The sequence below is a fragment of the uncultured Erythrobacter sp. genome (assembly GCF_947499705.1).
GTDB lineage: Bacteria > Pseudomonadota > Alphaproteobacteria > Sphingomonadales > Sphingomonadaceae > Erythrobacter.
On record NZ_CANMPJ010000001.1, the window covers coordinates 346,880 to 372,451 of the forward strand.

The 25,572-nt window shown below is 58.6% G+C and carries 21 protein-coding genes and 1 other RNA gene; 13 read left to right on the forward strand and 9 right to left on the reverse strand.

All coding sequences use genetic code 11. From position 1 onward, the window contains the following. The first annotated feature begins 147 nt into the window (after positions 1 to 147). From Q0837_RS01490 to aqpZ, 3 genes are all read left to right on the forward strand, one after another. Positions 148 to 801 (forward strand): histidine phosphotransferase family protein, encoded by a 654-nt coding sequence (locus Q0837_RS01490; protein ID WP_298464327.1) that lies wholly within the window; start codon positions 148 to 150, stop codon positions 799 to 801. A 2-nt stretch (positions 802 to 803) separates the two neighbouring features. After that, on the forward strand, positions 804 to 1,544 hold the full coding sequence (locus Q0837_RS01495) for an N-acetylmuramoyl-L-alanine amidase (RefSeq protein ID WP_298464330.1): 741 nt from the start codon (positions 804 to 806) through the stop codon (positions 1,542 to 1,544). 117 nt (positions 1,545 to 1,661) lie between these two features. After that, positions 1,662 to 2,381, forward strand: coding sequence for an aquaporin Z (gene aqpZ / locus Q0837_RS01500; protein ID WP_298464332.1), 720 nt, complete (start codon positions 1,662 to 1,664; stop codon positions 2,379 to 2,381). A 56-nt stretch (positions 2,382 to 2,437) separates the two neighbouring features. Here the strand turns inward: aqpZ and Q0837_RS01505 are convergent, their stop codons facing one another. Then, positions 2,438 to 2,755 (reverse strand): hypothetical protein, encoded by a 318-nt coding sequence (locus tag Q0837_RS01505; protein ID WP_298464334.1) that lies wholly within the window; start codon positions 2,753 to 2,755, stop codon positions 2,438 to 2,440. A gap of 113 nt (positions 2,756 to 2,868) precedes the next feature. Here Q0837_RS01505 and Q0837_RS01510 point away from each other — a divergent pair, with 113 nt between their 5' ends. The 3 genes from Q0837_RS01510 to Q0837_RS01520 all read left to right on the forward strand — a co-directional run bounded on the left by Q0837_RS01510 (position 2,869) and on the right by Q0837_RS01520 (position 5,753). Then, on the forward strand, positions 2,869 to 3,477 hold the full coding sequence (locus Q0837_RS01510; RefSeq protein WP_298464336.1) for a TetR/AcrR family transcriptional regulator: 609 nt from the start codon (positions 2,869 to 2,871) through the stop codon (positions 3,475 to 3,477). Between the two features lie 45 nt (positions 3,478 to 3,522). Beyond that, an RNA gene (rnpB, locus tag Q0837_RS01515) (RNase P RNA component class A) lies at positions 3,523 to 3,965 on the forward strand. A 78-nt stretch (positions 3,966 to 4,043) separates the two neighbouring features. Next, positions 4,044 to 5,753, forward strand: a complete 1,710-nt coding sequence (locus tag Q0837_RS01520; protein WP_298464338.1) for a hypothetical protein — start codon at positions 4,044 to 4,046, stop codon at positions 5,751 to 5,753. Positions 5,754 to 5,758: 5 nt separating this feature from the next. Here the strand turns inward: Q0837_RS01520 and Q0837_RS01525 are convergent, their stop codons facing one another. The 4 genes from Q0837_RS01525 to Q0837_RS01540 all read right to left on the reverse strand — a co-directional run bounded on the left by Q0837_RS01525 (position 5,759) and on the right by Q0837_RS01540 (position 13,401). Then, complete coding sequence (locus Q0837_RS01525; RefSeq protein WP_298464341.1) at positions 5,759 to 7,291, reverse strand: FMN-binding glutamate synthase family protein; 1,533 nt, start codon at positions 7,289 to 7,291, stop codon at positions 5,759 to 5,761. A gap of 183 nt (positions 7,292 to 7,474) precedes the next feature. Next, positions 7,475 to 10,978 carry an autotransporter domain-containing protein gene (locus Q0837_RS01530; RefSeq protein WP_298464343.1) on the reverse strand — a complete coding sequence of 1,168 codons (3,504 nt, stop codon included), beginning with the start codon at positions 10,976 to 10,978 and terminating at the stop codon, positions 7,475 to 7,477. A 259-nt stretch (positions 10,979 to 11,237) separates the two neighbouring features. Then, a complete protein-coding gene (locus tag Q0837_RS01535; RefSeq protein WP_298464346.1) occupies positions 11,238 to 12,548 on the reverse strand; it encodes a UDP-glucose/GDP-mannose dehydrogenase family protein in 1,311 nt (436 codons plus the stop codon). A 49-nt stretch (positions 12,549 to 12,597) separates the two neighbouring features. Then, complete coding sequence (locus Q0837_RS01540) at positions 12,598 to 13,401, reverse strand: metallophosphoesterase family protein (RefSeq protein WP_298464348.1); 804 nt, start codon at positions 13,399 to 13,401, stop codon at positions 12,598 to 12,600. Positions 13,402 to 13,658: 257 nt separating this feature from the next. Here Q0837_RS01540 and Q0837_RS01545 point away from each other — a divergent pair, with 257 nt between their 5' ends. Next, positions 13,659 to 14,570, forward strand: coding sequence for a TorF family putative porin (locus Q0837_RS01545; RefSeq protein ID WP_298464351.1), 912 nt, complete (start codon positions 13,659 to 13,661; stop codon positions 14,568 to 14,570). Between the two features lie 96 nt (positions 14,571 to 14,666). On the opposite strand, the gene Q0837_RS01550 is transcribed toward Q0837_RS01545, so the two are convergent. After that, complete coding sequence (locus Q0837_RS01550) at positions 14,667 to 15,425, reverse strand: SIMPL domain-containing protein (protein ID WP_298464354.1); 759 nt, start codon at positions 15,423 to 15,425, stop codon at positions 14,667 to 14,669. Between the two features lie 82 nt (positions 15,426 to 15,507). On the opposite strand from Q0837_RS01550, the gene Q0837_RS01555 reads away from it, so the two are divergent. After that, positions 15,508 to 15,945: a VOC family protein gene (locus Q0837_RS01555; protein ID WP_298464357.1), complete on the forward strand. Its 438-nt coding sequence runs from the start codon at positions 15,508 to 15,510 to the stop codon at positions 15,943 to 15,945. Between the two features lie 24 nt (positions 15,946 to 15,969). Here the strand turns inward: Q0837_RS01555 and nhaA are convergent, their stop codons facing one another. Beyond that, a complete protein-coding gene (gene nhaA, locus Q0837_RS01560) occupies positions 15,970 to 17,205 on the reverse strand; it encodes a Na+/H+ antiporter NhaA (protein ID WP_298464360.1) in 1,236 nt (411 codons plus the stop codon). An 87-nt stretch (positions 17,206 to 17,292) separates the two neighbouring features. On the opposite strand from nhaA, the gene Q0837_RS01565 reads away from it, so the two are divergent. The 5 genes from Q0837_RS01565 (at position 17,293) to Q0837_RS01585 (ending at position 23,505) form a co-directional block, all read left to right on the forward strand. Beyond that, positions 17,293 to 18,714 carry a glycosyl transferase family protein gene (locus Q0837_RS01565; RefSeq protein WP_298464363.1) on the forward strand — a complete coding sequence of 474 codons (1,422 nt, stop codon included), beginning with the start codon at positions 17,293 to 17,295 and terminating at the stop codon, positions 18,712 to 18,714. Continuing rightward, complete coding sequence (locus Q0837_RS01570; protein WP_298464366.1) at positions 18,711 to 19,913, forward strand: hypothetical protein; 1,203 nt, start codon at positions 18,711 to 18,713, stop codon at positions 19,911 to 19,913. Before Q0837_RS01565 ends, Q0837_RS01570 begins: the two co-directional genes overlap by 4 nt. A 75-nt stretch (positions 19,914 to 19,988) precedes the next feature. Continuing rightward, positions 19,989 to 20,900 (forward strand): sulfite exporter TauE/SafE family protein, encoded by a 912-nt coding sequence (locus tag Q0837_RS01575; protein ID WP_298464369.1) that lies wholly within the window; start codon positions 19,989 to 19,991, stop codon positions 20,898 to 20,900. An 8-nt stretch (positions 20,901 to 20,908) separates the two neighbouring features. After that, positions 20,909 to 21,661 carry a TIGR02186 family protein gene (locus tag Q0837_RS01580; RefSeq protein ID WP_298464372.1) on the forward strand — a complete coding sequence of 251 codons (753 nt, stop codon included), beginning with the start codon at positions 20,909 to 20,911 and terminating at the stop codon, positions 21,659 to 21,661. 134 nt (positions 21,662 to 21,795) lie between these two features. Next, a complete protein-coding gene (locus Q0837_RS01585; protein WP_298464374.1) occupies positions 21,796 to 23,505 on the forward strand; it encodes a DUF87 domain-containing protein in 1,710 nt (569 codons plus the stop codon). A gap of 272 nt (positions 23,506 to 23,777) precedes the next feature. Here the strand turns inward: Q0837_RS01585 and Q0837_RS01590 are convergent, their stop codons facing one another. Both Q0837_RS01590 and Q0837_RS01595 read right to left on the reverse strand, forming a co-directional pair. Then, positions 23,778 to 24,524 carry a 7-carboxy-7-deazaguanine synthase QueE gene (locus Q0837_RS01590; RefSeq protein WP_298464375.1) on the reverse strand — a complete coding sequence of 249 codons (747 nt, stop codon included), beginning with the start codon at positions 24,522 to 24,524 and terminating at the stop codon, positions 23,778 to 23,780. Between the two features lie 199 nt (positions 24,525 to 24,723). After that, a complete protein-coding gene (locus Q0837_RS01595) occupies positions 24,724 to 25,539 on the reverse strand; it encodes a zinc-dependent peptidase (protein WP_298464378.1) in 816 nt (271 codons plus the stop codon). Positions 25,540 to 25,572 lie beyond the last annotated feature (33 nt).

Genomic DNA, 25,572 nt, shown 5'->3' on the forward strand with positions numbered 1-25,572 from the left:
CCTCTCAAAAAGGCCAATGTGTCAACTTCACCCTCGGAGGACGAGGAATTTTCGAGTTATGACAAGCACTTCGTCTCCACACTCAAAGTTGACACACCTGTCAACTTTGTCACGCTCAATCCAACGCGCCAATCACGGACATTCTGAATGACTTCGCAAACCGATCTCGCCGCCCTTCTTTGCTCGCGGCTCTGCCACGACATGCTCAGCCCGGTGGGCGCTCTATCCAACGGACTTGAGCTGCTCGCCGACGAACAAGACCCTGAAATGCGTGCGAAATGCGTTGAGCTGATGGAGCAAAGCGCGAAGACCAGCACCGACAAACTCAAGTTCTTCCGGCTCGCATTCGGTGCGGCTGGGGGCTTTGGCGAAGTGGTGCCGATCGAAGAAGCGCAAGATGTGATCACCGCCTTGGCTAGTGATGCCAAGGGCGTGGAGCTCAACTGGGCACTCACCGAAAACAGCCTGCCCAAACCGGCGGTGAAGGTGATGCTCAACCTCGCCCAGATCGCGCTCGATGCGCTGGTGCGCGGCGGCACGCTCGATATCGGTGCGGAAATGCGCGAGGGCAATGCCGAGATCGTCGCGCGCGCCAATGGCGAGCGGATCGCGTTCGATGAAACTATTGGTCAGGCGCTTCAGGGCGAATTGCCACCCGGTGATCTTTCCAGCCGGACCGCTGCCGCGCATATGATTGCACTGGTCGCTGAAGAGCTGGGCGGGGGGCTGCAATACAAGGTCGCCGACAACACGCTGGTGCTCGGCGCGGTCCTGCCACAGCCCGAAGGAATGATCGGATAAGTATGGATTTCAAGCCAGAGGATATCGGGCGCGGCGACCCGGATGAGCTGATCCACGCGACCCGGCTCTCCCCCAATTGCAACGAGCGCGCGCTGCCGATCACGATGGCTGTGATCCACTACACTGAAATGAAGCCGATCGAGACTGCGCTCGACAGGCTGACCGATCCCGAGGCACAGGTTAGTGCGCATTACCTCATCAGCGAGGACGGCATCGTCACCCGGCTGGTTCCAGAGGAACAGCGCGCATGGCATGCTGGTGCTTCATTCTGGCGCGGGATCAAGGATGTGAACTCGGCTTCGATCGGGATTGAGCTTGACCATCCCGGCCATGCGGGCGGCTATCGCGATTTTGCCAAGCCGCAGATCGATGCGTTGGTTCCGTTGCTGGCACGCATTGTGAAAAACTATGACATCCCTCGGGCAAACGTAGTGGCGCATTCGGACGTTGCGCCTGCGCGCAAGATCGATCCGGGTGAGTTGTTTCCGTGGGGCCGCCTGGCGGATTATGGGCTGTGCCTGCCGAAGCCCGAGAAGCTGGAACTGGGCGACCCATTCCAGAATGATGGCGCATTCATGCTGGCGCTGGAACGCTATGGCTACGACATAACCGACCCGGCGAAAGCGGTGGAAGCCTTCCAACGGCGTTGGCGGCCCGAGCTGATCGATGGACAGGTCGACCAGCAGATCGGAGCCATCCTGTTCCAGCTCTTGCTAGACCGGGACCGCGGCGTTTCACGCTGATTTTGCGTGCGCAGCGCGCCTCAGTTAACAAATGCTTACGTCACCCGGCTCGCATCTATGCTCTAAGCTTGGCGGCACAAGCGCGTTTTGCGCGATCATCCTGGGGAGGGATCTACGATGATGAACAAACTTGCGGCCGAATTTGTCGGCACATTCTGGCTGGTGTTCGGGGGATGCGGCTCAGCAGTTCTCGCCGCAGCTTTTCCGGAATTGGGAATCGGCTTTGTCGGCGTCTCGTTGGCATTCGGTCTGACCGTTCTGACTATGGCCTATGCCGTTGGCGGGATTTCGGGCGGCCACTTCAACCCGGCAGTGTCGCTGGGCTTGGCGCTCGGCAATCGGTTCAGCTGGGGCGAGCTCGTCCCTTACTGGGTTGCGCAATTGCTCGGATCGTTCACGGCTGCGGGCGTTCTGTTCGTCATTGCCAGTGGGGCACCAGATTTCGCAGCGGGCGGCTTTGCTTCGAACGGCTACGGCGAACTTTCGCCGGGCGGATTCTCGATGACGTCCGCGTTGGTCATCGAAATCGTTTTGACGGCTGGGTTCCTCATCGTGATCCTGGGGGCGACCTCTTCGAAGGCTCCCGCAGGCTTTGCGCCGATTGCGATTGGATTGGCGCTAACACTGATCCACCTGATCTCGATTCCGGTGACCAACACTTCGGTCAATCCGGCGCGGTCGACCAGTGTGGCCTTCTACGCCGAAACCGGCGCTGTGCCGCAGCTTTGGCTGTTCTGGGTCGCGCCTCTCATCGGCGCGGCGATTGGTGCCTTGGTGTGGAAACTGCTTCTCGCACCGGACGACTCGCTCGAGAACCTTGGCGGAGACGCCGAATAACTGAATTGCTGAGCCGGGGGACGCGGATATCGCGTGACCCCGGTTCAACATATAGATCACATTTCCATGTCCATCCCTTCGGCGACAACGATATCGCCGCCTAGGTTTAGGTGAGGACATGAGCTGGCCATCGCGCCGGCCTCTTCGCAGGTTTCGGCTTCGACGATGCTGATACCGTTGAAGGACGCTTCGTCTCCATGGCGCGCGACGCCATCCTTACTCGCGGTCACAGCCTGGCTGAAGGGCATGCCGGGTTCGACCAAAGCATCGCCCAATCTTGACGACCAAGCACGCCACGCTTCCATGTGTTGCTGACCTTCTTCCGGCGTCGTGGGTGGCTGCGCATTGCGGTAGATGAAGGCAAATCTTGGCATTTCAAACTCCTGCTTCGTTGGGGAGCGGCGAACTTTGCAGCGATCTAAATATGTTCAAGAACATAATTTGCGCCGTGTTAGACAGGCGGCGACTTGAACGTGGAGTGGTCGGAATGCCCTATTCGAAAGAGCACAAGCAGCAGGTCCGCGCACGGATCGTCGAAGCGGCGAGGCGCCTGTTCAACCGCCACGGCTTCGACAATGTCTCGATCGATCAGTTGATGGCGGAGGCTGGGCTGACACGCGGCGGGTTTTATTCGCATTTCGACAGCAAGGAGGCGGTGTTTGCTGCGGCCACGGCGAGTTTCCTGAACGGGCGGGGGGCTATCTGGCGCGAAGATGCAGGCGTCGATCCCACCGCCGGCCAGACCGAAATGGCGAAGCGCATGGTCGCTTCGTACCTGTCGCGTGAACATCTCGACCAAGTGGAAGATCAGTGCCCGTTGATCGCCTACGCCACGGACGTCGCGCGCGCCGGACCGCAAGTGCAGGAGAGCTATCGCGAACTGCTGGAAGGCATGGTCAGTCTGTTCGAGCACAATTTGCCGGGCGATCCGCAGGAGCGAGGCAAAAGAGCCCGCGCGCTTGCGGCGATGTGCGTCGGCGGAATGGTGATTGCGCGCGCACTGCCGGGGACTGAGACGGCGGAAGAGATCCGGCGCTCGGCGCTAGACGAAGCGATGTTGCTCTGGATGGAGCCGGCCGAGCAAGCCGCCGCCTAGCCGATGTCTTCACAAGGTCGCTGTGAGATCGTATGTGCCAAGTGTCAGGGGGCTGAGGCAGCCGCGCCCTTCGACAAGCTCAGGATGAGCGGGTTCGAAGGTCGAGGAAAGTCCGGGCTCCACGAAGCAAAGGTGGCGGGTAACGCCCGCCGGGCGCAGGCTTTCGGGTCTGTGTTCAGGGAAAGTGCCACAGAGAGTATACCGCCGATGGCGCCTAAAGCGCACAGGCAAGGGTGAAAGGGTGCGGTAAAAGCGCACCGGGGCTCTGGTAACAGCGCCCGCATGGCAAACCCCACCTGGAGCAAGACCAAATAGGGGTCCCGCGCTCGCTTAGGCGAGCAGGAGCGCTTTGCTCCGAGGAGGCCCGGGTTGGTTGCTTGAGCGGCTTGGCAACAGGTCGCCTAGATGAATGGCTGCCACCGCGCGGCTGGTCCTTTCGAGGATACCGCGCGCGGACACAGAACCCGGCTTATGACGCCCCCTGATATTTTCAAAGTATTGACCACTCAACCCCAATCTGCGTTTGTGCTTTATTCGATTGTTGATGTAGAACTTGGGGGGTGGGCATGAGCAAGTTTTTGATTGCAGCAACCGTTTTTATTTGCGTTTTTGTATCCGGTGAAGCCAACGCGGAGGACACGAATTCGAAGAGTTTAAATCAATGGATGGAAGGTGAGTTTCTAAAGTTTGCAAGAACCTGCGCTGGAAATGAGGCTGATAAAGTCAAGGTTGGTGAAGGCGAAACGGCAATTCCTCTTCAAATCGCAGAATCTAATCTACTCATTGCAAATAGAGATAAGAGTGTATCAATTGAACCAATAGACAGTGAAATAGTCCTTTTTTCTGAGGTTTTCGAGGACGCGGAGCTGACGAAAAAAGTCCAATCTCAACTCGTGACGCCTTGGATCGCAGAGGGACGGCCAATAATCTTTGACCGGTCTTCTAGCGCTGTTTTTCTAGAAGACTGTGTGTCGGTTTTTAGGACCGAAGGCCGTTTTAAATTCAATTTCGGTGCTCTAAAAAGCGCTGTCAGGGGGGCCTTTGAAAAGGATTTGGCTCAGACACAATTACTATTCGGAGGCCGGTTACAATCTCCAGTACTGGCTGGCCTCAGAGAATTGCCGACTACGCAGAGCGCTGAGAGTTCCGAGATACCGGGTCTCTTCCCAACAGCCATTTCGATATGGGATTGGTATAGACGCAACGAAGAACAGATCGGCAAGAAATTATGGGTGCGGCGAGAATTATCCGGATTTTCCCGTCGCCAAATCAGCAATCTGACCTATCAATCTTTACTCGACGCAGCTGCGCGTGTTGGAATTTCAATCCCGCTGATAAGCACCAGCGCCAAGGGCAAGGTCAAAGTAAACCGCGAGATTGATGCGGAAATCAGAAATTACACAGTGGTCTATTGGGATGAGGTTGGGGCCAGACTTCCTGACCCATCGGACTTGGTCGAATTGATTGAGGGAGATGTTTCGAAGTATACTAGTAAGATATCTGGACTACCCGAGGCGATAGCTGACGGAGAGCTGCTACAAGGCTTGTCTTTCACGGTTAGGGATGTCGGCTCGGCATGCAATGGAAGTATCTGGCAATTGGTGCCCCCATCTTCAGTGAGCAAAAACGCAGCGATTGTTTCCGGGTTAGGTGTCAGGCCAGAGGGAAACGACTGTACCTTTAGTTTCGATGCGACCCCATCGGCAGAAGCATCCTCCACTTCGGTCGTTCGTTTGGCAATCGAATCTTCAATCGGCGAAGGGGCAAATGCAGTTGCGGTAGTGATTGCGCCTCCAGTTGCAGAAGTCGCCGATTATCGAGCGGCGCTAAGCCTTTCGCGCAAAGCAAGCCCGGGGCGTCCGATAGAGGTCGCAACAGATCAAACCAGTTTCAACGCGAAATTCGCCTTTTTTGTCAATGATCGGAAGGATTGGGGGATCAAGTCTTCAGGGCACCTACCCGACCTACAGGTCCAATGCTCTGATTTAGCCGATGAACCGATTACCAACGGAACGGGCGCAACGGTAAGGGAAGTTAGTGGATTTACTCAGTTGGAGTTCGAAATGAACTCAACATTCACGGTGCCGGACATAGCGCCTGGAGGTAACGACAAAACGTTCAGTTGCGTGATGAGCGGGAGTGTCGGGCTAAGTACGTTTTCTGAAGGAGTAAGGGCTGTTCGCTTCAAGCCAATTCCTTTCGACGTAGTCAAAAAGGCGTCAGCTGCTCCAATCCAGGCCAATCCATCGGATGCGGCAGCCAATGGGGGAACATAGATCGTTCATTGAAGCGGTGTGAGGCGGTCCTCAGATGTGGGAGAATCCGCCACCGTGTCTCCTTCCGCACCCTCCGTCGGATACAACTCATCCAGCGGCCTCGACCGCCCATCAGGGCACACCAGCCGCACATGATACCGCTTCAGCCGCCGCGGTTCCGGCACGCCGCAGCTATGCGCGATGACGCCGACTTCCTTGCGCATCTGCTCCACAAAGTTCTGCACCCGCACTGCCTTATTGGTCGGATCGAGACCGCGTTGTAGTGCCGGGTCGTGGGTGGTGATGCCGGTAGGGCAGGTGTTTTTGTTGCACTTCATCGCCTGGATACAGCCGAGCGCGAACATGAAACCGCGCGCCGAGATCACAAAGTCTGCGCCTGCACATAGCGCCCAAGCGACTTCGCTGGGGGTGACGAGCTTGCCGCTAGCGACGATGCGGATGCGATCTTTCAGGCCTGCTTCGTCGCGCAGGTCGACCATCATAGGCAGCGACTCTCGCAAAGTGAGGCCAACATTGTCGATCAGCGGCATTGGTGCAGCGCCTGTCCCACCATCGCCGCTGTCGACTGTGATGAAATCAGGTGCGCTTCCCGCACCGCGCTTCTGTATTTCGGCGAACAGCTCCTGCAGCCAGCCATAGGCTCCGACAACAGTCTTGAAGCCGACCGGCTTGCCAGTGACCTCGCGAATGCGCGCAATCATGTCGAGCAGCTCGCCGATGCTGCCGATATCGGTGTGGCGGTTGGGTGAGATCGAAGCTTCGCCGACCGGGATGCCGCGGATGGCCGCGATCTCTTCATTGACCTTGGCTGCGGGCAAGATGCCGCCTTTGCCGGGCTTCGCGCCTTGTGACAGTTTAAGCTCGAACATGCGGACCTGCTCGTGCGCGGCCAATTCGCGCAACTTGTCGTCCGAAAGGTTTCCTTCCTCATCGCGCACGCCGTATTTTGCGGTGCCGATCTGGAAGACGATGTCGCAGCCCCCTTCGAGATGGTAGGGCGACAGCCCACCTTCGCCGGTGTTCATCCAGCATCCGGCCTTGGCCGCGCCGTTTGACAGCGCGCGCACCGCCGGGGTCGAAAGCGCGCCATAGCTCATGCCGGAAATGTTGAAGATCGAAGGTGCTTCATACGGCACGCGCGCCGCGCCTTCACCGATCATCATCGCGGGCGCTTTGACGGCGTCTTCCTCCAAAGTCGGCCATGGGCAGTTTACGAAAATCGGCGTACCAACTGGATCGAGATTTCGGGTCGACCCGAAGGCGACATTGGTGGACTGGTTGCGTGAGGCCTCGTTGACCCAGTCGCGCTGGGCACGATTGAAAGGCATCTCTTCGCGGTCCATGGCAAAGAAATACTGGCGGAAGAACTCACCTAGCTCGGTGAAGACGTATCGCAGCCGCCCGATCACCGGATAGTTTCGGCGCACCGTATCCGTGGTCTGGTATCGGTCGATCACGAACAGCACCACAAGCGACAGGGCCGCCAAGCCGATTACGAAAACAAATAGTGTGGTGAGCCCGCTGAAAAAGGCGGTCATGGCGTGTCCTCCCGAATTGCCTGTCGCTTGAAGATACGCGGCAGACCCCAACGGCGTTACACTGGTGCAGGCGCGCCTGCCTGTCCAGTTTCCCTCTCAAAACAAAGCCCCCGCACCGAACATTGTCGGCGCGGGGGCTTGTTTTCAAAGGTTCGCCGGGCGGGCAAACCTCGGATCAGGTGATCAGAACTTCCAGCTCATGGTGACCCGGCCCTGATTGTTGGTCAGCACGCCGCGTCCCATATCCGACGTTCCGCTGGCGCTGAGGCTGAAGCGGTTGCCAAGTGACAATTCCACTCCGGCATTGACCGAGACCCAGTCACCATCAAGCTCGTTAACGATGGAGAATGGTACGTCTGGCGCTCCGAAGAAGCTCGCGGTTACAACATCCTGCGTATCGGCAAGCTCGCGGGCATAGGCGACCGACCCGAAGGCGCTGAGCGCGCTGGTGCGACCCAGTCTGGTATCGAGCGATCCCATCAGGCCGACTTTCGAGCCAACTGATGTGAAGTCGCGTCCATGGATCGAGAGGCCGAACGCGCCAGCGCCGAACTCGTCATACCCGCCGATATCGCTGCGGACATAATCGATGCTGGCAACCGGTCCGAATTCGAAGCCCGGAACAACGTCGATCGCATAGCCGACTCGCATGCCGCCAAAGGTCTGGCGACCCTCGGCTGCACCTTGCGCGCTGCTATAGGCTAGAGCGAAGTCTCCCGAGGCGGCTCTCTCCGCGCCGTAATTCTGGCGCGAGAACCCGACATACATGTCGGCAAAACCCTGCCCGAATTGTGCCGCAGCATAAGCGGCCCCGGCGACACTGGTATCATCCGGACGGAACGCGGCCCCGGCATTTGCGCCGCTGTTGCGGATACTCGTCATCGCAAAGCCGACAGCGAAATTGTCCGAAACACGCAAGTCACTGCCGAGCGTAAGCTCGCCTGCCTGAGTGAATGCCGCCTCCTCGAATGCATTCGCGCCGGTGTTGCGCTCCTCCGCACTGGCTAGGAATGAACCGCTGACGGTGCTGAAGAAGCCAAGCTTGCCAGCATCCTGCGGGTTGGTTCCGGCAATCGCGAAGGCGGCGTTGCCTGCCGAGGAGAACCCGGCTGCCGCCTTGTTCGCGCCGCGCAGCGACAATGTCCGCTGACCCAACTGTCCGGTGAACCGCTGCGAGAAGTTGGTCGCAATGGTCGACTGGCTGAACGCGCCGACCGGTGTCAGCGATGACAGCGTCGGGACGAGGGTATCAACCCCGGCTCCGTCGATGACATCGAACAGCCCGGTGAACTCGGTGAACCGCCCTCCGAAGCGCAGGGTGTCCAGAGCCTGACCGAGAGAGCGAAGGTTCCCGAAATTCGAGAACAGATCGCTGAGCCGCACTGCATCGACAGAGACGATCACATCGCCGCCTTCAACCCGCGATTCTGCGAACAGCAGAGGCGAACGCGAGATCAGAAGCGTGTCTTCAAAGTTGCCGATGATTGAATTGGCGCTGAGCACGGTGACTTCGTCGCCGAAGCGCGGACGCCCTGTGGCACCGACGATCAAGTTGCCAGCGAGATTGGCATCGCCGGTGATCGACAGCAGATCCGAGGTGTTGCGGCGTCGTGTGAAGCGAGCATTGGCTAATAATGTGCCTTCGCTTGCCTGCACATAAGCGCCATCGACCGTGAGCGTGCCCGTGCGGAACAGACCCGCCGGAGCGACCGCACCGCCGAGGTTGAAGAACGCGTCGGTTGTGACCGTTCCTGTCCCTTCAAAGATACCGCCAAACGTCGCCACAATTCCGGCGTTCAGCGTTCCGTCGATTTTGGAAATGCCATTGAGCTGCTCGTAGCCGATGACCGTGGTGAAGTCGTACTGTCGGGGCAGCACGAAGCTGGCAAATGCATTATCAATTGTGAGTTTGTCGATCTCGACATCCATATCGACCCGGGTGCGCCCAAAGCGGTTGAGGAAGACGTCGAAATACTGCGCTGGATTTTCAAACGCCGTTCCCGGTGTACCGTCGGTGTTGTTAGGCACGAAACCGGTTGAACCCGGGCCAAGCAGCACCGAGCTTTCCGGAAGTTCGCTGCCGAAATTCGGGTCACCCGGCTGCGGACCAAACGGCGAGACGATTTCGGGGAAGTCCGAAATGTCGGTACCTGCGATAATCCCAACATTGGGCCCGGTGTCGAAGATGCCATCTTCTTCACCTTCTGGAATCGCGTTTACGAGCGTGCCAGTGCCGTCATCGATGAAGAAACCGGGATCAAGTTCCTGCGTCCAGCGATTGGGATCGGACCAACGACCCGAACCGCGCTTTGCCGAGACATATTTGTACGAGGTGTTCTGCGTGATGAACTCGAAAAAGGGATAGATCGGATTGTAGAAACTGATGTCGCCATAGGTGTTGTCGAAGCCCAACTGCTCGATCAGGAAAGAGCGGAAAAAGTTTCTGCCGCCGCTAAGAACAGCCGTGGCGACCGGGAACTCATACAGCTCATCGACGATCAGCGGTGAGCCGCTGTCACCCGGAGCGGTTGCCACTTCACGTGGCAGCGCATCGCCTTCAAACCAGTCCGTTGCGAGGATGTTGCCAAGCGAGCACGGCTCGATCCCGGCTGGTGTGATGGTGCAGCCTTCAAAGCCAAATGCGTCACGATCAGGCCAATCGAAATCGGTCCAATAATAGGTCTGAGTGATCGCGCCCAGCTCGGCTGTTGGAGCAAAGTTGGCGAAAACCGCATCGTCGAAATCTGCAAAGGATGCGACCGCGCCGAGCATGTTTTCACCCACGCGGCGAAGCAGATTGCTGCCTGCGCCCGGTCCGCCAAGGCCGGTACCGAATGAGCCGTAGCCGACCTGAACAACGTGCGTGAGCTGCGTCAGCGGCGACAGAAGAATTGGCATTGCAGGCACATCTGTGATGGGCGCATCAACCGCGATCAGCGCGATGTCGGCAAACGGGAATGGCAGTGCGCCGTTCTCGAGGTTTGCCGACGGATGAATCACAACGTCAGTGCTGGCGGCGGCACCGCCTTCTGCATAGCCGACGCCGTCAATGATCGTTGCGAAAATGCGGCTCGAAGTGTCCGGGCCGGTGCCGACAAGGATTGAGGATGGCGCTCCGGTCTCGGGCAGGCCGTAGGATTCAGAACCCCGCGAGTTGAGGCAGTGCGCTGCGGTCAGGATCGTGCGCGGATTGATGACCGTTCCGGTGCAATTCAGAGAGACACCTTGGGTCGCGTTGTCCCGAAAGAACAGCTGCACCACGGATGGCTGCGTATCTTCGGCATCAAACGAGGCTTCCAGTCCCACGTCGTCGCGGACAAAAATCTCTTGCTCAATATCATCCGTAGTAGACCCTTCGGTGATGTAGGTGTTGAGCAGCACATCGAAGTCGATATTCGGACCGAGTGCCGAACGCGGCTCTATCTGAAAGCCTGCGAAACTGTCGATCGGCGCCGCTGTCGCTGTATTGAGCTGGACCTCGGTTCTTCGTGCCCGAACAGAGGCCATATCCGGCATCGTGATCGCCGGGGCGCTCGGCTCCAGCCTGAACCCTTCAAAGCTTCCTTGCGCTTCAAGCGAAATCGACTCGCTGTCTTCTTCCGCCTCCGAAGCAAAAGCGGGCGAAGCCATCAGCCCGCCCGCAAGTCCAATTACACCAACGCTAGAGAGAATTTGCCGTTTGATCATCTGCAGCCCCTTTTCCTGACAGGATCCCAACGAGTCGGGAAGCTACAGTAAACTTAACAAAAGTCGAATCGAAATGTCTCAGAATTGGTTAATGGTTTTGAATGGCCACGGGTTAAGCTAGTTATCTTTGGTAACTAAACTCTGACAAAGTGAATGCTGTTTATTTTGAGGCGCAGGCGCAGCACTTGACGAAAACGCAATCGTTGCGTTTCGAAGCGCTTAAGAAACTGTCCTCGTCAGAGCGAGGAGCGACCTTTTGTTATTTTCTCCCGACACTTGTGTAAGAGAAGCCAGCTGCTCTCACATCGTCGGGGTTATAGATATTCCGTAGATCGACCAGCACAGGTGCTTTTGCGAGTTCTTTGACTCGTTTCAGGTCGAGCGCGCGAAATGCGTCCCATTCGGTGACGATAGCGACAACATCCGCGTTTTCAATAGCTTCATACGGATCATCGCACATCTCGACTTCGGGCATGAGTGGCTGGGCCAATTCCATGCCTTCGGGATCGTACGCAGCGATGGATACGCCCGCATCGGCCAGCGTCTGCGAGATCGCAATCGAAGGAGAATCGCGCATGTCATCGGTGTTGGGTTTGAAGGTGAGGCCCAGCAGGGCTGCCTTCTTTCCTCGTGCACCTTCAGCCCCGCCAAGTGCTTCGAGTACTTTGCGCCCCATTGCGCGCTTGCGGCTGTCGTTGGTCTTCACAACCGCTTCGACGATCCGGGTTGGGCTGTCGTAATCCTCAGCCGTCTTCAGCAGAGCAAGTGTATCCTTCGGGAAGCATGATCCACCATAGCCGGGGCCAGCATTCAGGAACTTTGAACCGATCCGGTTGTCCATCCCAATGCCGCGCGCGACGTCCTGAACATTTGCGCCAACCTTCTCGCAAAGATCAGCCATTTCGTTGATGAAAGTGATCTTTGTCGCAAGAAATGCGTTGGCGGCGTATTTGATGAGTTCGCTGGTGCGGCGCTCAGTGAACAGGATGGGCGACTCATTGAGGAACAGCGGACGATAAACCTCGCGCATGATCTCGCGGCCGAATTCGTCTTCGGCTCCGATTACGATCCGGTCGGGGCGCTTGAAATCGCCGATTGCCGCGCCTTCGCGCAGGAATTCAGGGTTCGATACGACCGTGAATTGATGGGTTGTGCCAGTGTCGCGGATGATGCGTTCCACCTCGTCGCCCGTGCCCACCGGAACGGTCGACTTGGTGACTACAACAGCTTCATTGGCCAGGCTTTCACCGACTTCGCGTGCGACTTCGTGAACAAAGGTCAGATCGGCATGGCCATCGCCGCGGCGGCTTGGCGTTCCAACCGCAATGAAAATCGCACGTGCGCCCTCGATCCCTTCGGCGAGACTTGTCGTGAACGAAAGGCGGCCCGCCTTCACATTGCTTTCGACCAGCGCATCCAGGCCCGGCTCGTAGATAGGCATGACGCCGTCCTTGAGACGATCAATCTTGCTCGCATCTTTGTCGATGCAGACCACGTCATGGCCAAAATCGGCGAAACAGGCTCCCGAAACGAGCCCGACATACCCCGAACCCACCATTGCAATCTTCATGGCGCTTTGCCCTTATTCGAACCTTAGTGTGAAACCGCGCTCTTGCGGCCTAGCGACCTCGATCGCCGTGAAATATCTCTATCTGGCCTTCATTATCACAGGCCTGCAATATCCGTTTCTGATCAGCTTCGAGAACGAGAGCGGTAAGCACACCTGACCGGAAAGCGCCAGTGTCTATGCCGATCCGGTTTCCACAATCCATCACTCGGTCGAAGATCGTGTGGCCGTGGACGACAACCTTTTCCAGAGGGCCTTCGTGGCTGAGGAAACGGTCTCGAATCCACAGCATGTCACCGCGCTTTTGCGCTTCGATCGGCACTGCGGGGTCAATGCCAGCATGCACGAACAGATAGTCGCCCGCGATGATCATCTCTTCAAAGTCGGCGATGTAGTCGCGCTCGGATTGCGGGACGATCTGCGGGAGCATCGCGAACAGTTCATCCAGCGTCATCGCGTTGAACTGCTTTTTCGAGATGCCATAGCTCATGATGGTCTCGCGGCCGCCATGTTTCAGGAAGTGACGCAGCACATCTGGCTTTTCGAATGCTTCGAGAAACATTTCTTCGTGGTTGCCAGCAAGGACCCGCACAGTCCGCTTCTCTTGCCATTCGCGGGTCCGCGCAATCACGCCCGCGCTTTCAGGACCGCGATCGACCAGATCGCCGAGCAATATCACTTCGGTTTGATGCTGCCCGCGCTGCGCATCGTCTTCTTCAATCGCAGCGAGCAGCGCGTCGTAGAGATCCAGCCGCCCATGAATATCGCCGATCACATAATAGCGCATGCCCTCAGGCACGGCGGGAAGCCGTCCTTGGGTCTTTGAGCGAAAGAGATTGCGTAATGCGTCGAGCATGGGTGTTTCTGATCAATCAATAAGGCCAAGCGCCATAGTCATGCAGCTACTGAACGGCAACTGAGCTACTTTGTGCCACACTATATGGTGCAAAAACTCCACACTGTTGATGGTTTGAAGCGGGTTGCGCAATTTCTCTTGTGCAGTGCGGCATTCTTGTGCACGATTGTTTCGCATTCGGACGAGATTGCTCACAAAGAAGCAACCGAGCGGATGTGCAGGTGGGACGAAGCAACAACACAACAAAGGAAGTTGTCATGCTAACGTCCATCCGCGGCCTCACGGCTGCAAGTCTTTCGGCTGGTCTGCTCCTCTCTGCAGCTCCCGCCTTCGCAACTGAGACCGCTTCGGAAGAATCGGCCAGTGATGCAACGATCAGCAATGATCTTTTGGTGGCTGATGCCGCCATCTCGGAATCGACCGAGAAACAGAACGAAGTCGTTCTTTCATCTTCGGCCGCTCGAACGATCGAGCCGGTCGAAGAAAGCGTTGCCAACAGCGTCGGCGGCGAAAGCGGCATTACGTTCTCCGGCAACATTGCCTTTACAACAGAATACCGGTTCCGCGGTGTTGACCTGTCGGGCGGCGATTTCGCCGTTCAAGGCGGCTTTGACCTGGGTCATTCGTCTGGACTGTATGTCGGCACTTGGGCCTCCAACCTTGATGAAGACACCGTCGGCTTCGGTTCGACCGAACTCGACATCTATGGCGGCTGGAGCGGCGATCTGACCGATGGCCTTTCGGGCGATGTCGGCGTGATCTATTACATCTACCCCAATGCGCCGACGGCTGCAGGTCCGACCGACTACATCGAATTCTATGCCTCGGTCAGCGCAAGCATTGGTCCGGTGTCTGTAACGCCGGGTATTGCCTACGCACCCGATCAGGATTCGCTCGGTAGCACCGACAACGTGTATCTCTACACTGATGTCAGCGTCGGCATTCCCGAAACTCCGCTGACGATCAACGGGCACGTGGGTTACACTGACGGCTTCCTGACCTTCACCAATGACAGCAAGGCTTTCGACTGGTCGATCAGTGCCGATGTCGCTGTTGGGCCTGCTACCCTGAGTGCAGCCTATGTCGGCGTCGAAGGTGATGCTTTGATCGATCCGGGCGGCGTATTCACTGACGATGCATTCGTCCTGACACTGAGCGCGAGCTTCTAAGCAAGCCGCAGCTGATCCATTTTTGCAGGTGGAACGAAGGCGCGGGACTGGAAGGTCTCGCGCCTTTTCGTTGTTTGGGCTTCCCAACCGCAGCATTCAATTCAGGCTGAAGTTCACTGTCGTGACCACGCGCACCTTCTTGTACGGGCTGTCCGACACGCCCCAGCCGCCACCATCACCGTCGCGCGCTTCTATTGAGAAGTAGCCCTGCGTTGCATCCTTGATCGCGCCTACACCTGCGCCCGAATCTTCGGCGAATTGCTGGGCGGAGGCGCGTGCATCGCGGGTTGCCTCGGCCACCATCTCAGGCTTGATCCCGTTGAGGCCGGTGAAGGTGTAGCTCATCCCCGATCCCTCTTCGAGAAAGACCCCGCGACCGACCAGATCGAATTGCCGTGCAACCGCCTTTTGTGCCCGCTCGATATCGTCAGAGCGCAAGGCCAGACGCTGACGCACGGTGTAAGAGGTGATCCCCCGATTGGTGCGACTCGAGACGTTGGCACCAGTGGGCTGAAGCGCGTCTTCGGGGAACCCAAGATCCTTGAAAAAGGCCTCAATCGCCTCAGTGTCGCGGCGAACCTTGGCTTGCGCTTCGCTGAGGTTCTCCGAGCTTGCCGAGTAGGAGATCGTCCAGGTTGCAAGATCGGCTGTGACATTGCGCTCAGCCAGTCCGCGAACCGTCACCGATCGCTCTGCCTCCTTGGCCCGAAGCAGTCCATCGCCAAGCAAATACCCGCCCAGTGTCATGCCGATTGCGGCAATTGCCGCCGTTCCAAACCATCGTGCCGTAGTGCTTCCGAGTGCCCGGTTGCCTGTTGCTCGTTTGATTTCGTCTTGTGTCGCTGCCTCGTTCATCGCATCCTCCAACTGATCTCAACCCTACGATGAGTTGTGCTTCAACGTCGATGAACCGTTTTTGAATTGCTGCGAGATGAACATGGTCAAATACCTCCACTCAATGATCCGGGTCACTGATCCGGACGCCACGATCGATTTCTTCAAGCTGATCGGGCTGGAGGAGGTTCGCCGCTTCGATGTTGAGGCAGGGCGGTTCACCCTGATCTTTCTTGCGGCGCCGGGTCAGGAAGGGCTGGCCGAGGTCGAGCTGACTTACAATTGGCCACCCGAAGATGGCAGCCAACCCGAAGACTATGACGGCGGGCGCAATTTCGGCCATCTCGCTTACCGGGTCGAGAATATTTACCAGACGTGTCAGCGGCTTGCCGACGCAGGCCATACGATCCACCGCCCACCGCGCGATGGTCATATGGCGTTCGTCAAATCACCCGACGGGATTTCGGTCGAGCTGCTTCAAGAGGGCAATCTCGAACCGAAGGAGCCTTGGGCCAGCATGGAAAACACCGGTAGCTGGTGATACTGCTGGTCGGATAAGCGGCGATCAGGCCTTGCTTGGCTGATTGCCCTGGTCGTCGCATTCCTCGGGTGTGTGGGTCGTCGTCAGGCGCAGGACAACAAACCCGAGGACCGCAGAAATCGCCGAGCCGGTCAGGATGCCGATTTTCGCTTCTTCGATCAGGATCGGTGTGTTCGGGAAGGCAAGGCCGCCGATGAACAGACTCATCGTGAAGCCGATCCCGCACAGGATCGATATGCCCCAGATCTCTGGCCAACTCGCACCGGCAGGCCGCGCCGCAAAGCCGATCTTGTCGACGATGTAGACGGTGGAGAAAATGCCCACCTGCTTGCCCACAACCAGGCCAGCAGCGATCGCATAGGGCAGCGGATCAAGCAACGCTTCGATACCCATGCCAGCGAACGACACGCCAGCATTGGCAAAGCCGAATACTGGCACGACGAGATACGCGCTCCAAGGGGCCAAGCCATGCTCAAGCCGTTCAAGCATCGAGTTTCCGTCGGGGCGCTGCAACGGGATCGTCAGAGCGGCCACGACGCCGGCAATTGTCGCGTGGACGCCGCTGTTGAGCACGCAGTACCATAGCACTAGCGCGAGCAGGATGTAGGGCCAGAACACGCCCACTTTCATCCGGTTCAGACCCATCATCAGCGCGACGACCACGATTGAGGCGACGAGCCACACCAACTTGATTGTCGGGGTGTAGAACACCGCAATCACCAAGACCGCACCGATATCGTCAACGATCGCCACAGTGAGCAGGAACAGCCGCAATGATGCCGGGACGCGGTTGCCGAGCAGGCCAAGAACACCCATTGCGAATGCAATGTCTGTCGCGGCGGGAATCGCCCACCCATTGGTGTACTCACCGCCGCCCGAAACCAGCATGAAGACAGCCGCTGGCGCCAGCATTCCCGCCAGTGCTGCGACCATTGGCAGGCGTCGTGCGGCAGGGTCGGCCAGCGATCCGCACACAACCTCTCGTTTAACTTCAAGTCCGACGACGAAGAAGAAGATCGCCATCAACCCGTCATTGATCCAGAGGTGCAGATCCTTGAGCTTTGGGATCGGCGTCCACGATAGCTCGCCATAAAACAGCTCGCGGTACTCGCCGGCGAGCGGGGAGTTGGCCGCCAGCATCGCTGCTGCCGCAACGATGATCAGCAGTATACCAGCGGAAGCGTCGCCTACGAACAGAGCCTTTACTGGCGCAAAGATCGAACGAACAGGCGGTGGGAGGTTAGAATTGGGATCGGACATATTGCGCGCTTCCATTTAGAAAAGTTTCCCCCGTTGCAAGCGCAATCCGGGCGCGTTAGTCTCTTTTTCGCAGGGAAGAGGGGCGCCTTGGCATTGTGGAATTTTGACGTTTGGCAGTGGCTGGTGCTGTTCCAGCATGAATTGCTCTTGTTTGCTGGGGTGTTCTTCCTGATCGGTGCGGCTGACGATCTGGCGATTGATTTCGCGTGGATATGGCTGAAGCTTCGAGGAAAGTTGTCCACGCCGATGCTGAACCGCCGCGAGTTCACCGAAAAACCGCTTTCAGGCCCTGCCGCGATTTTCATACCAGCTTGGCAAGAAGCCGATGTGATAGGCGACACGGTTGCTCATGCGCTTGATGCCTGGCCGCAACAAGGATTACGTCTCTATGTTGGCTGTTATCGCAATGACCCCAAAACCGTCGCAGCGGTAATGCGGGCCGCGCATGGTGATGCACGGCTCAGGATTGTGATCCACAACCGCAACGGGCCGAGCACCAAGGCGGATTGCCTCAACCGCCTTTACACCGCGATGCGAGATGACGAGCGGCGCATGGGCGTGTTGTTTTCATGCGTGGTCTTTCAGGACGCAGAGGACCTTGTCGATCCCGCCGCGCTTGGATTACTCGACCGTGCAATCGCCGATGGAATTGATTTTGCGCAGCTGCCGGTCGAACCGTTGGTTCAAGCCGACCGTTCGTGGTTCGGCCGGCATTTGGGCAGCCATTATTGTGAGGAATTCGCCGAAGCGCATGGCAAGGTGATGGTGGTTCGCGATGCGCTCGGCGCTGCTTTGCCCGGTGCCGGCGTAGGCTGCGCAATATCGCGCGATGCGCTGCAAAAGCTGTGTCGCCGCCGGTACGATCTGCGCCCTTTCTCCGAAGAATCGCTTACCGAAGATTACGAACTCGGGCTTGCCGTTGGTGAAAATGGCGGGACGTGCCGCTTCGTCAGAGCACGCGGCGATGATGGCCGTCTGATCGCGACTCGTGCCTATTTCCCCGCTCGGCTCGACCATGTAATCCGCCAGAAGACGCGCTGGGTGCACGGCATTGCCTTGCAGGGCTGGGACCGCGTCGGTTGGGCAACGGGGATGGTCGAGTATTGGATGCGCGCGCGTGATCGGCGAGGTCCGCTGACAGCATTGGTGCTACTGGTCGGGTACAGCTTGCTAGCGCTCACGTTGATCAGTTGGTTCGCTATCGAGCTCGGGTTCGCTGAGCCAACACCGATCTCGCCCTTGCTGACGGCTTTGCTCATAGCCAACCTGGTTGCGTTTCTCTGGCGCGCATTGTGGCGATTTGTCTGGACGTCGAGCGTCTATGGTCCGCTGGAAGGCCTCCGCGCTGTAATCCGCATACCGCTGACCAATGTCATCTCCATCATCGCAGGTCGGCGCGCAGTGTTTGCCTATGTGCGGGTGTTGATGGGGCGCGGCATCGAGTGGGATAAGACCCCGCATGTCGGGCACCCGGCGCGGACAAGTTTGAGCGGAACGGAACTGGCGTGATCGAGGAAGAAAAGCACAAACGCCGCGGTAGCCCGCTTACCATGCTCGGCCTGCTGGCCGTTGCATGGATTGGCGGCAGGGCGATGCTTTGGGAGAGCCCATTTGCACAAGTGCCTTTGGACCTTCCCGCAGCGTCCACATTCCTTGCAAAGTCGGCTGATAGCTCTGCACCGTCCCCGCTGAGGCCCGCGGCAGACAGGCTCGACTTCCCAGATCCGCTTCAGCAGATCTCGAAAAACACCTCCTTTGCGAACGCTCTGCAATATGGCGTGGAATCCTGGTCGGCGTCGCGCCGAGCTGAGCACACGCGGAATGAAAACGACAACCCGTTTCCCGTTCAGCCTCAGGTGGCCGCAGGTCATCAACTTCTGTGGCTTGCTGCGCTAGGCCATTTGCCGATGCCTCGCGCAGTCGAGGAAGCCGCGCTGTCCGGGCGTGGACAGTTTGCAACTGGTGCTTCGAGTGGGTCAGGCGACTTGCGCGCACCATTTTTTGCACGGCCTGACGGGCCAGCAGAAAAAGGCAATCTCGATCACTGGTCGCTGGACGGTTGGGCGTTCTGGCGCCAAGGATCAAACGCAACAGCAATCTCACAGGGGCGTGTTCCCATTTATGGTGCGAGCCAGGTGGGGGCGAGTTTGCGCTATCGCATTGCTCCCCAATCCAAGCGCGACCCCTTGCTCTACACTCGCGCTTACCGCGCGCTGGTGCAAAACGGAGAGAGCGAGGTCGCTGCTGGAGTCGCCGCAAAGCCCATTGGTTCGATCCCGCTGCGTGGATTTGCGGAGTTGCGCTACATCGACAATGCCTTTGGTAGCGAAGTGCGCCCGGCCGCATTTGTTGTGACCGAATTGCCGCCACAAAGCTTGCCGGGTCGATTGACGGCCGAAGCCTACGGTCAAGCAGGCTATGTCGGCGGCGATGCCTCCACTCCATTTGCTGATGGACAATTGGTGATGAGCCGAGAAGTCGCTAGCTTCGACCTCGCCTCCACCACGCCGGCTCGTCTGAGTGTCGGAGCAGGTGCATGGGGCGGGGCACAAAAAGACGCGACGCGGCTCGATATCGGCCCGACTGTGCGGATTGATCTGACCATCGGTCAGGTTCCTGCGCGGGTTTCGGTCGATTGGCGAGAGCAGGTCGCTGGCGATGCAGCGCCTGCGTCAGGCGTGGCTGCGACGCTTTCGACACGATTCTGATCCGGAACTCACAAACTGAGACCGACTGACCAGATTGCCTTTAATCGCTGAGCTTGCTGGGGTAACTGCACCGCAATGGACGTCTACCTCCCCATAGCGAATCTCTCGGTGAACGGCCTGTTCATCGTCCTGCTGGGCGGGTTGACGGGTATCCTTTCCGGTCTGTTCGGCGTGGGCGGAGGATTTCTGACCACGCCGCTGCTGATATTCTACGGCATCCCGCCAACCGTGGCCGCTGCGTCCGCTGCGACGCAGGTGACTGGGGCTAGCGTCTCCGGTGTGATTGCGCACGGCAAGCGCGGCGGGGTCGACTACCGGATGGGCATGGTGATGGTCGGCGGAGGCGTTGTTGGCGCGCTGATCGGAGCATTGTTGTTTCGCGTGCTGCAGGCGCTTGGTCAGATCGATGTCGTCATCAACATTCTTTACGTCGTCATGCTCGGCGCGATCGGGTCGTTGATGGCTCGCGAAGCACTGGACGCGCTCAGACCGAAGGAAGGCGAAGCCGCACAGCCCCGCAAACGCCGCCATCACCCTTTGATCGCGGGCCTGCCATTCCGATGGCGCTTTTATCGCTCCGGCCTCTACATCTCGCCGCTGGCGCCGCTGATCCTGGGGGTCATCGTTGGCATCCTGACGATGTTGATGGGCGTGGGCGGAGGGTTCATCCTTGTTCCGGCAATGCTCTATCTTCTCGGGATGAGCGGCAACGTTGTGGTTGGAACCTCGCTCTATCAAATCCTGTTTGTGACCATGGTCACCACTATGACTCATGCGCTTACTACCAAGGCCGTCGACATCGTGCTCGCTGGCTTGCTGCTACTCGGATCGGTGATGGGTGCACAGTTTGGTACCCAGATCGCGCTCAAAGCGCGGCCGGAAGTCTTGCGGCTGGTTCTGGCTGCCATCGTGATCGCAGTTGCGATAAGGATGCTTTGGGGCCTCGGCATCCAGCCCGACGAAATCTACACGGTCAGCCCGTTGTGATTGCCCATATGCGCCTCGCCTTCGTCTTGATTGCCGCTATTGTCCTGATGGGACAGCGTGAGCCGATCCTCGTGCCCGAAGTCAGCCAGTCGCGCATTGAGGTTCGCCAGGGTTTCACCGGCGCAAACTTGCTTCTTTACGGTGCGATCGTCGATCCGCGCGGCCCGGCTGCGGAAACCGATTACGACATCGTCGTGGTGCTCAAAGGTCCGACCGAGCCGATCCGTCTTCGCGAGAAAGAGCGTATCGCCGGGATATGGATGAATGCCGGAGCGACGGATTTTCGCTCCGCACCTTCCTTCTTTGCGGTCGCGTCCTCCCGCCCGATCGAAGAGGTCGTCGACCCGCGAACTGCTGCAATCTACGAACTTGGCACGGAATTCATCCAGCTTTCTCCAAGCGGAGTGATCGAGCCGGAAATCCAGTCGCGATTTGCGCGCGGGCTTGTCGACATGCGCCAGCGGCTTGGTCTGTATAAGCAAGATCCCGAAGGCGTTCGGATCAAGGAACGCGTCCTTTATCAAGCGCGCATCGAACTTCCCTCGAACGTTACCACCGGTCCTTACACGGCAGAAACCTTTGCGATTGCCGACGGGCGCGTGCTTGCCAGTGCGACGGCAGAGATTGAAGTCGAGAAGGTCGGGCTTGAGGGCCGCGTGGTGGAAGCGGCTGAACGATCTTCGTTCATCTACGGAGCCGTGGCGATCCTCCTGTCGCTCGGAATGGGATGGCTCGCCGGAAGGTTCTTCGCGCGGCTCTGAGCCCGCGTCAAACGGGGCCCATGCGCCTTTCGTTGACGCGATCTTAACCCCGTTATCGCTATGGCTTTTTCCGTGGGTAAGTCCCGGGCGCAAGTGTCCGGCGATGCTGCACGAGAGGGAACTAGGAACAGCACATGGGCGATCTGGGCAGTGAGAATTTCGAACGGTTTACCGGGCCGGATAAGCCTGAACGTGCCGTCGAGCTCGAAGGGCAGGAGCAGTCTAGCGAGGACCGCACTGCCGAAAACGCGCGCACGCCAATCGGTGTCGTGCTCGAGATTTCCGGTTCCGGTTCGCAAGTCGCCTTCGACCTGCCGCGCCTCAATGAGTGTATGGAGGACGACGATCCTTCAATCACCCTCGCTGGCCAGGTCGGCAGCCAGATCAAGATCCGCGTCGGCAATTCCTGGCTGCTCGCCAACGTCCGCGATCAGCGCAAGGATCGCCGCACGACCGAAGGCATCATCGCCAATATCGACTTCCTCGGTGAAGGCAGCGAAGAAAAACTGACCGGTCGCATCCACGGCTTCAAACGTGGTGTGACCCGCTATCCGACGCCGGGCGCCATGGTCTATCCCGCGACGACCAAGGACCTCGAACAGATTTACGCTAGTGATGGCCGCGCCAACATCACGATCGGCAAGGTTTTTCCGACCAAGGACATTCGCGCCGGTCTGTATGTCGACGCGATGCTGGGTAAGCACTTTGCGCTGCTGGGCTCTACTGGTACCGGTAAATCGACCAGCGCCGCGCTGATCTTGCACCGCATCTGCGAAGCCGCGCCGCAGGGTCACATCGTGATGATCGACCCGCACGGCGAGTATTCCGCAGCATTCCGCCAGACCGGCCAGATCCTCGACGTGTCGAACCTTCAGATGCCATACTGGCTGATGAACTTCGAAGAACACTGCGAAGTTCTGCTCACCAGCGACGGCAACGAACGCCAGGTCGACATGGACATTCTCGCCAAGTGTCTGCTGCACGCCCGGTCCAAGAACCGGCTGGCGGAGACGATGGGCAAGATCACCGTTGATTCGCCTATTCCGTATCTCCTGTCGGACCTCAGCAACATCATCCAGGACGAGATGGGTAAGCTCGACAAGGCGACCTCATCCGCGCCGTATATGCGGATCAAGGGCAAGCTCGAAGAGATCAAGACTGACCCGCGTTACCAGTTCATGTTCTCCGGCATGCTCGTCGGTGACACGATGGCTGACTTCATCTCCAAGGTCTTCCGCATGCCCGGTGACGGCAAGCCGATCTCAATCATCGATGTCTCCGGCGTTCCATCCGACATCACTTCGACCGTTGTCGCGGTTCTAAGCCGCCTCGTGTTCGACTTCGCCATCTGGGGCCGCGAGGAGAAGCAGCGTCCGGTACTGCTGGTCTGCGAAGAGGCGCACCGCTACGTTCCGAACGAGAAGAACTCCGATGGTTCCTCGGTTGGCCGTATTCTCAGCCGGATCGCCAAGGAAGGCCGTAAATACGGTATCTCGCTTGGCCTGATCACGCAGCGTCCGTCCGACCTTGCCGAAGGCGTGCTGTCGCAGTGCGGCACAATCATTTCCATGCGTCTCAACAACGACCGAGACCAGGCTTTCGTGAAGTCGGCCATGCCCGAAGGCTCGCGCGGCTTCCTCGACTCGATCCCGGCGCTACGCAACCGCGAATGCATCATCTGCGGCGAGGGTGTTGCCATCCCGATCCGTGTCAATTTCGACAATCTCGAAGAGCACAAACGCCCGGCATCGGAAGATCCGAGCTTCGTCGACCTGTGGAACCGCAGCGGCGGTGAAGACGAGATCGTCGAGCGGGTTGTGCTAAGGTGGCGTTCGCAGGGGTAGTGGGGATTTCCCCGAGGGCGGGCTGCGAATGGCAGCCTGCTGCGCTTCCGGTGCTCACGGACTTGTTGTCCGCTGCGCGCCGGTTCTCGCAGTCCACCATTCTCGCTCCACCCTCGCAAAAATCGTCTTTCAAAGAGCCACATTCCATGGCCTGGAATGGATCGGCCCCTGAAAAAAGGGGCCGCAAGGGCGACCGCCCGTCCGCAGCGACGCGACCTTCAGGTCGCATGAGCGAGGAGATCGCGCGCCCGGATGGGCGTGCGGAAAACAAATTACGTCCCTCGTTCATCCCCATACAGATGAATATGCAGCCGATCACTCATTCGGAAGCCGTGCTGCAAACATAGCTCGGTTAGCCATTCCTGCCGCGCACGCAGCGCTTCGCTGGTCGTGCCTTCCGGCATCAGGAACACGTGACCGGGTTTGAAGCTGTACTCACGCTGCAACGCCACCACCTCGTCCACATCCTCTGGCTCAGCGATCACGAACTTGAAGTACGCCCGCGGGTCGTTGGCGTAAAAGTCCAGCCGCTCGGGGATGAGCGCGAGTTCCGCCGCATTGCCCGAATGCGCCAGCTTGGGGCTGACATTGTATTGGTCGACCCGGACATCGACATGCGCGTTCGCCTTGGTCGTGCCGTTGGTTTCGATCTCGACTTCGATGTCGGGCAAGTGCTCCAGCATATCGGCGAGTGCACCGCTCTGCATCAAGGGTTCGCCGCCTGTGATGACCAAGCGCTTCTGCCCCAGCGCCTCAATCCGCGCCGCCACGTCTTTCGGGGCCAGCGACACCTGATTGGCCTTACGGTCATATGCGACGCCATCGCGGTGCGGGCGCCTATCCAAATCGACACCGCCTTCGAAACGCCATGTATAGGCGGTATCGCACCAGGTGCAGGCGAGGTTGCAGCGTGACAGCCGCACGAATGCGACTGGTGTGCCAGCGCTTGGCCCTTCGCCTTGCAGGCTGGCGAATATCTCCGGTCCGCCGGTGTCATCGGTGGCGAGGACTAGCGCCATATCGCACCTGCACGCGAAGTTGACACAATTGACAGACTGTCAGGCGGGTTGTTGGAGGCGCAAACCCGCAGAATTCCTCGGCAAACCCCGCAAAAAACGAAGTTGACACTTCTCCAACTTGAAACAGGGGCTGCCGCAACAATCATGCGAGCGCCATGCCACGAACGGCGCGCGTAGGAAACTCCGCCGCTAATTCGTTTCAGGCCCACTGTGCCGGGTCGAGCGCCAACAGCTCGGCCATCTGAGCATAGAGCGCTGGTTCTTCGCTTTGCATCGCCCGAGGTCGTTCGAAGAAGGTGACGATCGCTTCAGCAAAAAACTCTTCATGGTTGGTCGCACCATAGGGATCAATCAGGGTCTGCACCCCGCGTTCGACCCGTTCCACGTGGTCATTGTATGCGCTCAGCATCGCCTCTTCCCAACCAGCATAGGCCTGTCCCTTGCGCAAGATGGGGATGCCGTTCGTGTGGCCGGTCAGGGCGTCCAACTGGTGCGCGAATTCATGGATCACGACGTTGTGCCCGTCTTCCGCGTCCAGACCGCCTTGCAGTGCATGGTCCCACGACAGGATGACCGGTCCCCGCGCCCAGCTTTCGCCAAGCGTGACGTGTCTGTCTTCGTGAACGATATAGCCTTCATGGGAGTCCCGGTGCGTCAGGAAGGCAGAGGGGTAGACCAGCACGTTTCTGAGCGTGTCGTACCAGACCGGGCTGTTGACGATCAAAAGGCAGGCCTGCGCAGCGATGGAGAGCTTCATCGCCTCGCTGACCTCCAGCCCATTCTGCCCGCGGAAAGTGATCTGGTCGAGGAACAGGTTGATCTTGCCATCGAGCTTGGTCCGCAAGGGCTGGGGCAAGCGGCGCACGAGCGGCACCAGCCTCTCAATCACCGCGCGCTGTTCGGGATTGAGCGGGGTGGCCAACAGTCGCTCACGTTTCTGTCGCCGCGAATACCAGCGGTACAGCAGAAACGCGGCGATAAGCAGCGGAACAGCAAGGGCGAGCCAGGGCGACATCCCACAGACGTAAGATCACGCTCGCGGTTTTGG

Bases quoted from the DNA above. Each gene is read 5' to 3' on its own strand.
- Q0837_RS01490 (WP_298464327.1), top strand. From the start codon at position 148: ATGACTTCGCAAACCGATCTCGCCGCCCTTCTTTGCTCGCGGCTCTGC.
- Q0837_RS01495 (WP_298464330.1), top strand. From the start codon at position 804: ATGGATTTCAAGCCAGAGGATATCGGGCGCGGCGACCCGGATGAGCTG.
- aqpZ (WP_298464332.1), top strand. From the start codon at position 1,662: ATGATGAACAAACTTGCGGCCGAATTTGTCGGCACATTCTGGCTGGTG.
- Q0837_RS01505 (WP_298464334.1), bottom strand. From the start codon at position 2,755: ATGCCAAGATTTGCCTTCATCTACCGCAATGCGCAGCCACCCACGACG.
- Q0837_RS01510 (WP_298464336.1), top strand. From the start codon at position 2,869: ATGCCCTATTCGAAAGAGCACAAGCAGCAGGTCCGCGCACGGATCGTC.
- Q0837_RS01520 (WP_298464338.1), top strand. From the start codon at position 4,044: ATGAGCAAGTTTTTGATTGCAGCAACCGTTTTTATTTGCGTTTTTGTA.
- Q0837_RS01525 (WP_298464341.1), bottom strand. From the start codon at position 7,291: ATGACCGCCTTTTTCAGCGGGCTCACCACACTATTTGTTTTCGTAATC.
- Q0837_RS01530 (WP_298464343.1), bottom strand. From the start codon at position 10,978: ATGATCAAACGGCAAATTCTCTCTAGCGTTGGTGTAATTGGACTTGCG.
- Q0837_RS01535 (WP_298464346.1), bottom strand. From the start codon at position 12,548: ATGAAGATTGCAATGGTGGGTTCGGGGTATGTCGGGCTCGTTTCGGGA.
- Q0837_RS01540 (WP_298464348.1), bottom strand. From the start codon at position 13,401: ATGCTCGACGCATTACGCAATCTCTTTCGCTCAAAGACCCAAGGACGG.
- Q0837_RS01545 (WP_298464351.1), top strand. From the start codon at position 13,659: ATGCTAACGTCCATCCGCGGCCTCACGGCTGCAAGTCTTTCGGCTGGT.
- Q0837_RS01550 (WP_298464354.1), bottom strand. From the start codon at position 15,425: ATGAACGAGGCAGCGACACAAGACGAAATCAAACGAGCAACAGGCAAC.
- Q0837_RS01555 (WP_298464357.1), top strand. From the start codon at position 15,508: ATGGTCAAATACCTCCACTCAATGATCCGGGTCACTGATCCGGACGCC.
- nhaA (WP_298464360.1), bottom strand. From the start codon at position 17,205: ATGTCCGATCCCAATTCTAACCTCCCACCGCCTGTTCGTTCGATCTTT.
- Q0837_RS01575 (WP_298464369.1), top strand. From the start codon at position 19,989: ATGGACGTCTACCTCCCCATAGCGAATCTCTCGGTGAACGGCCTGTTC.
- Q0837_RS01580 (WP_298464372.1), top strand. From the start codon at position 20,909: ATGCGCCTCGCCTTCGTCTTGATTGCCGCTATTGTCCTGATGGGACAG.
- Q0837_RS01585 (WP_298464374.1), top strand. From the start codon at position 21,796: ATGGGCGATCTGGGCAGTGAGAATTTCGAACGGTTTACCGGGCCGGAT.
- Q0837_RS01590 (WP_298464375.1), bottom strand. From the start codon at position 24,524: ATGGCGCTAGTCCTCGCCACCGATGACACCGGCGGACCGGAGATATTC.
- Q0837_RS01595 (WP_298464378.1), bottom strand. From the start codon at position 25,539: ATGTCGCCCTGGCTCGCCCTTGCTGTTCCGCTGCTTATCGCCGCGTTT.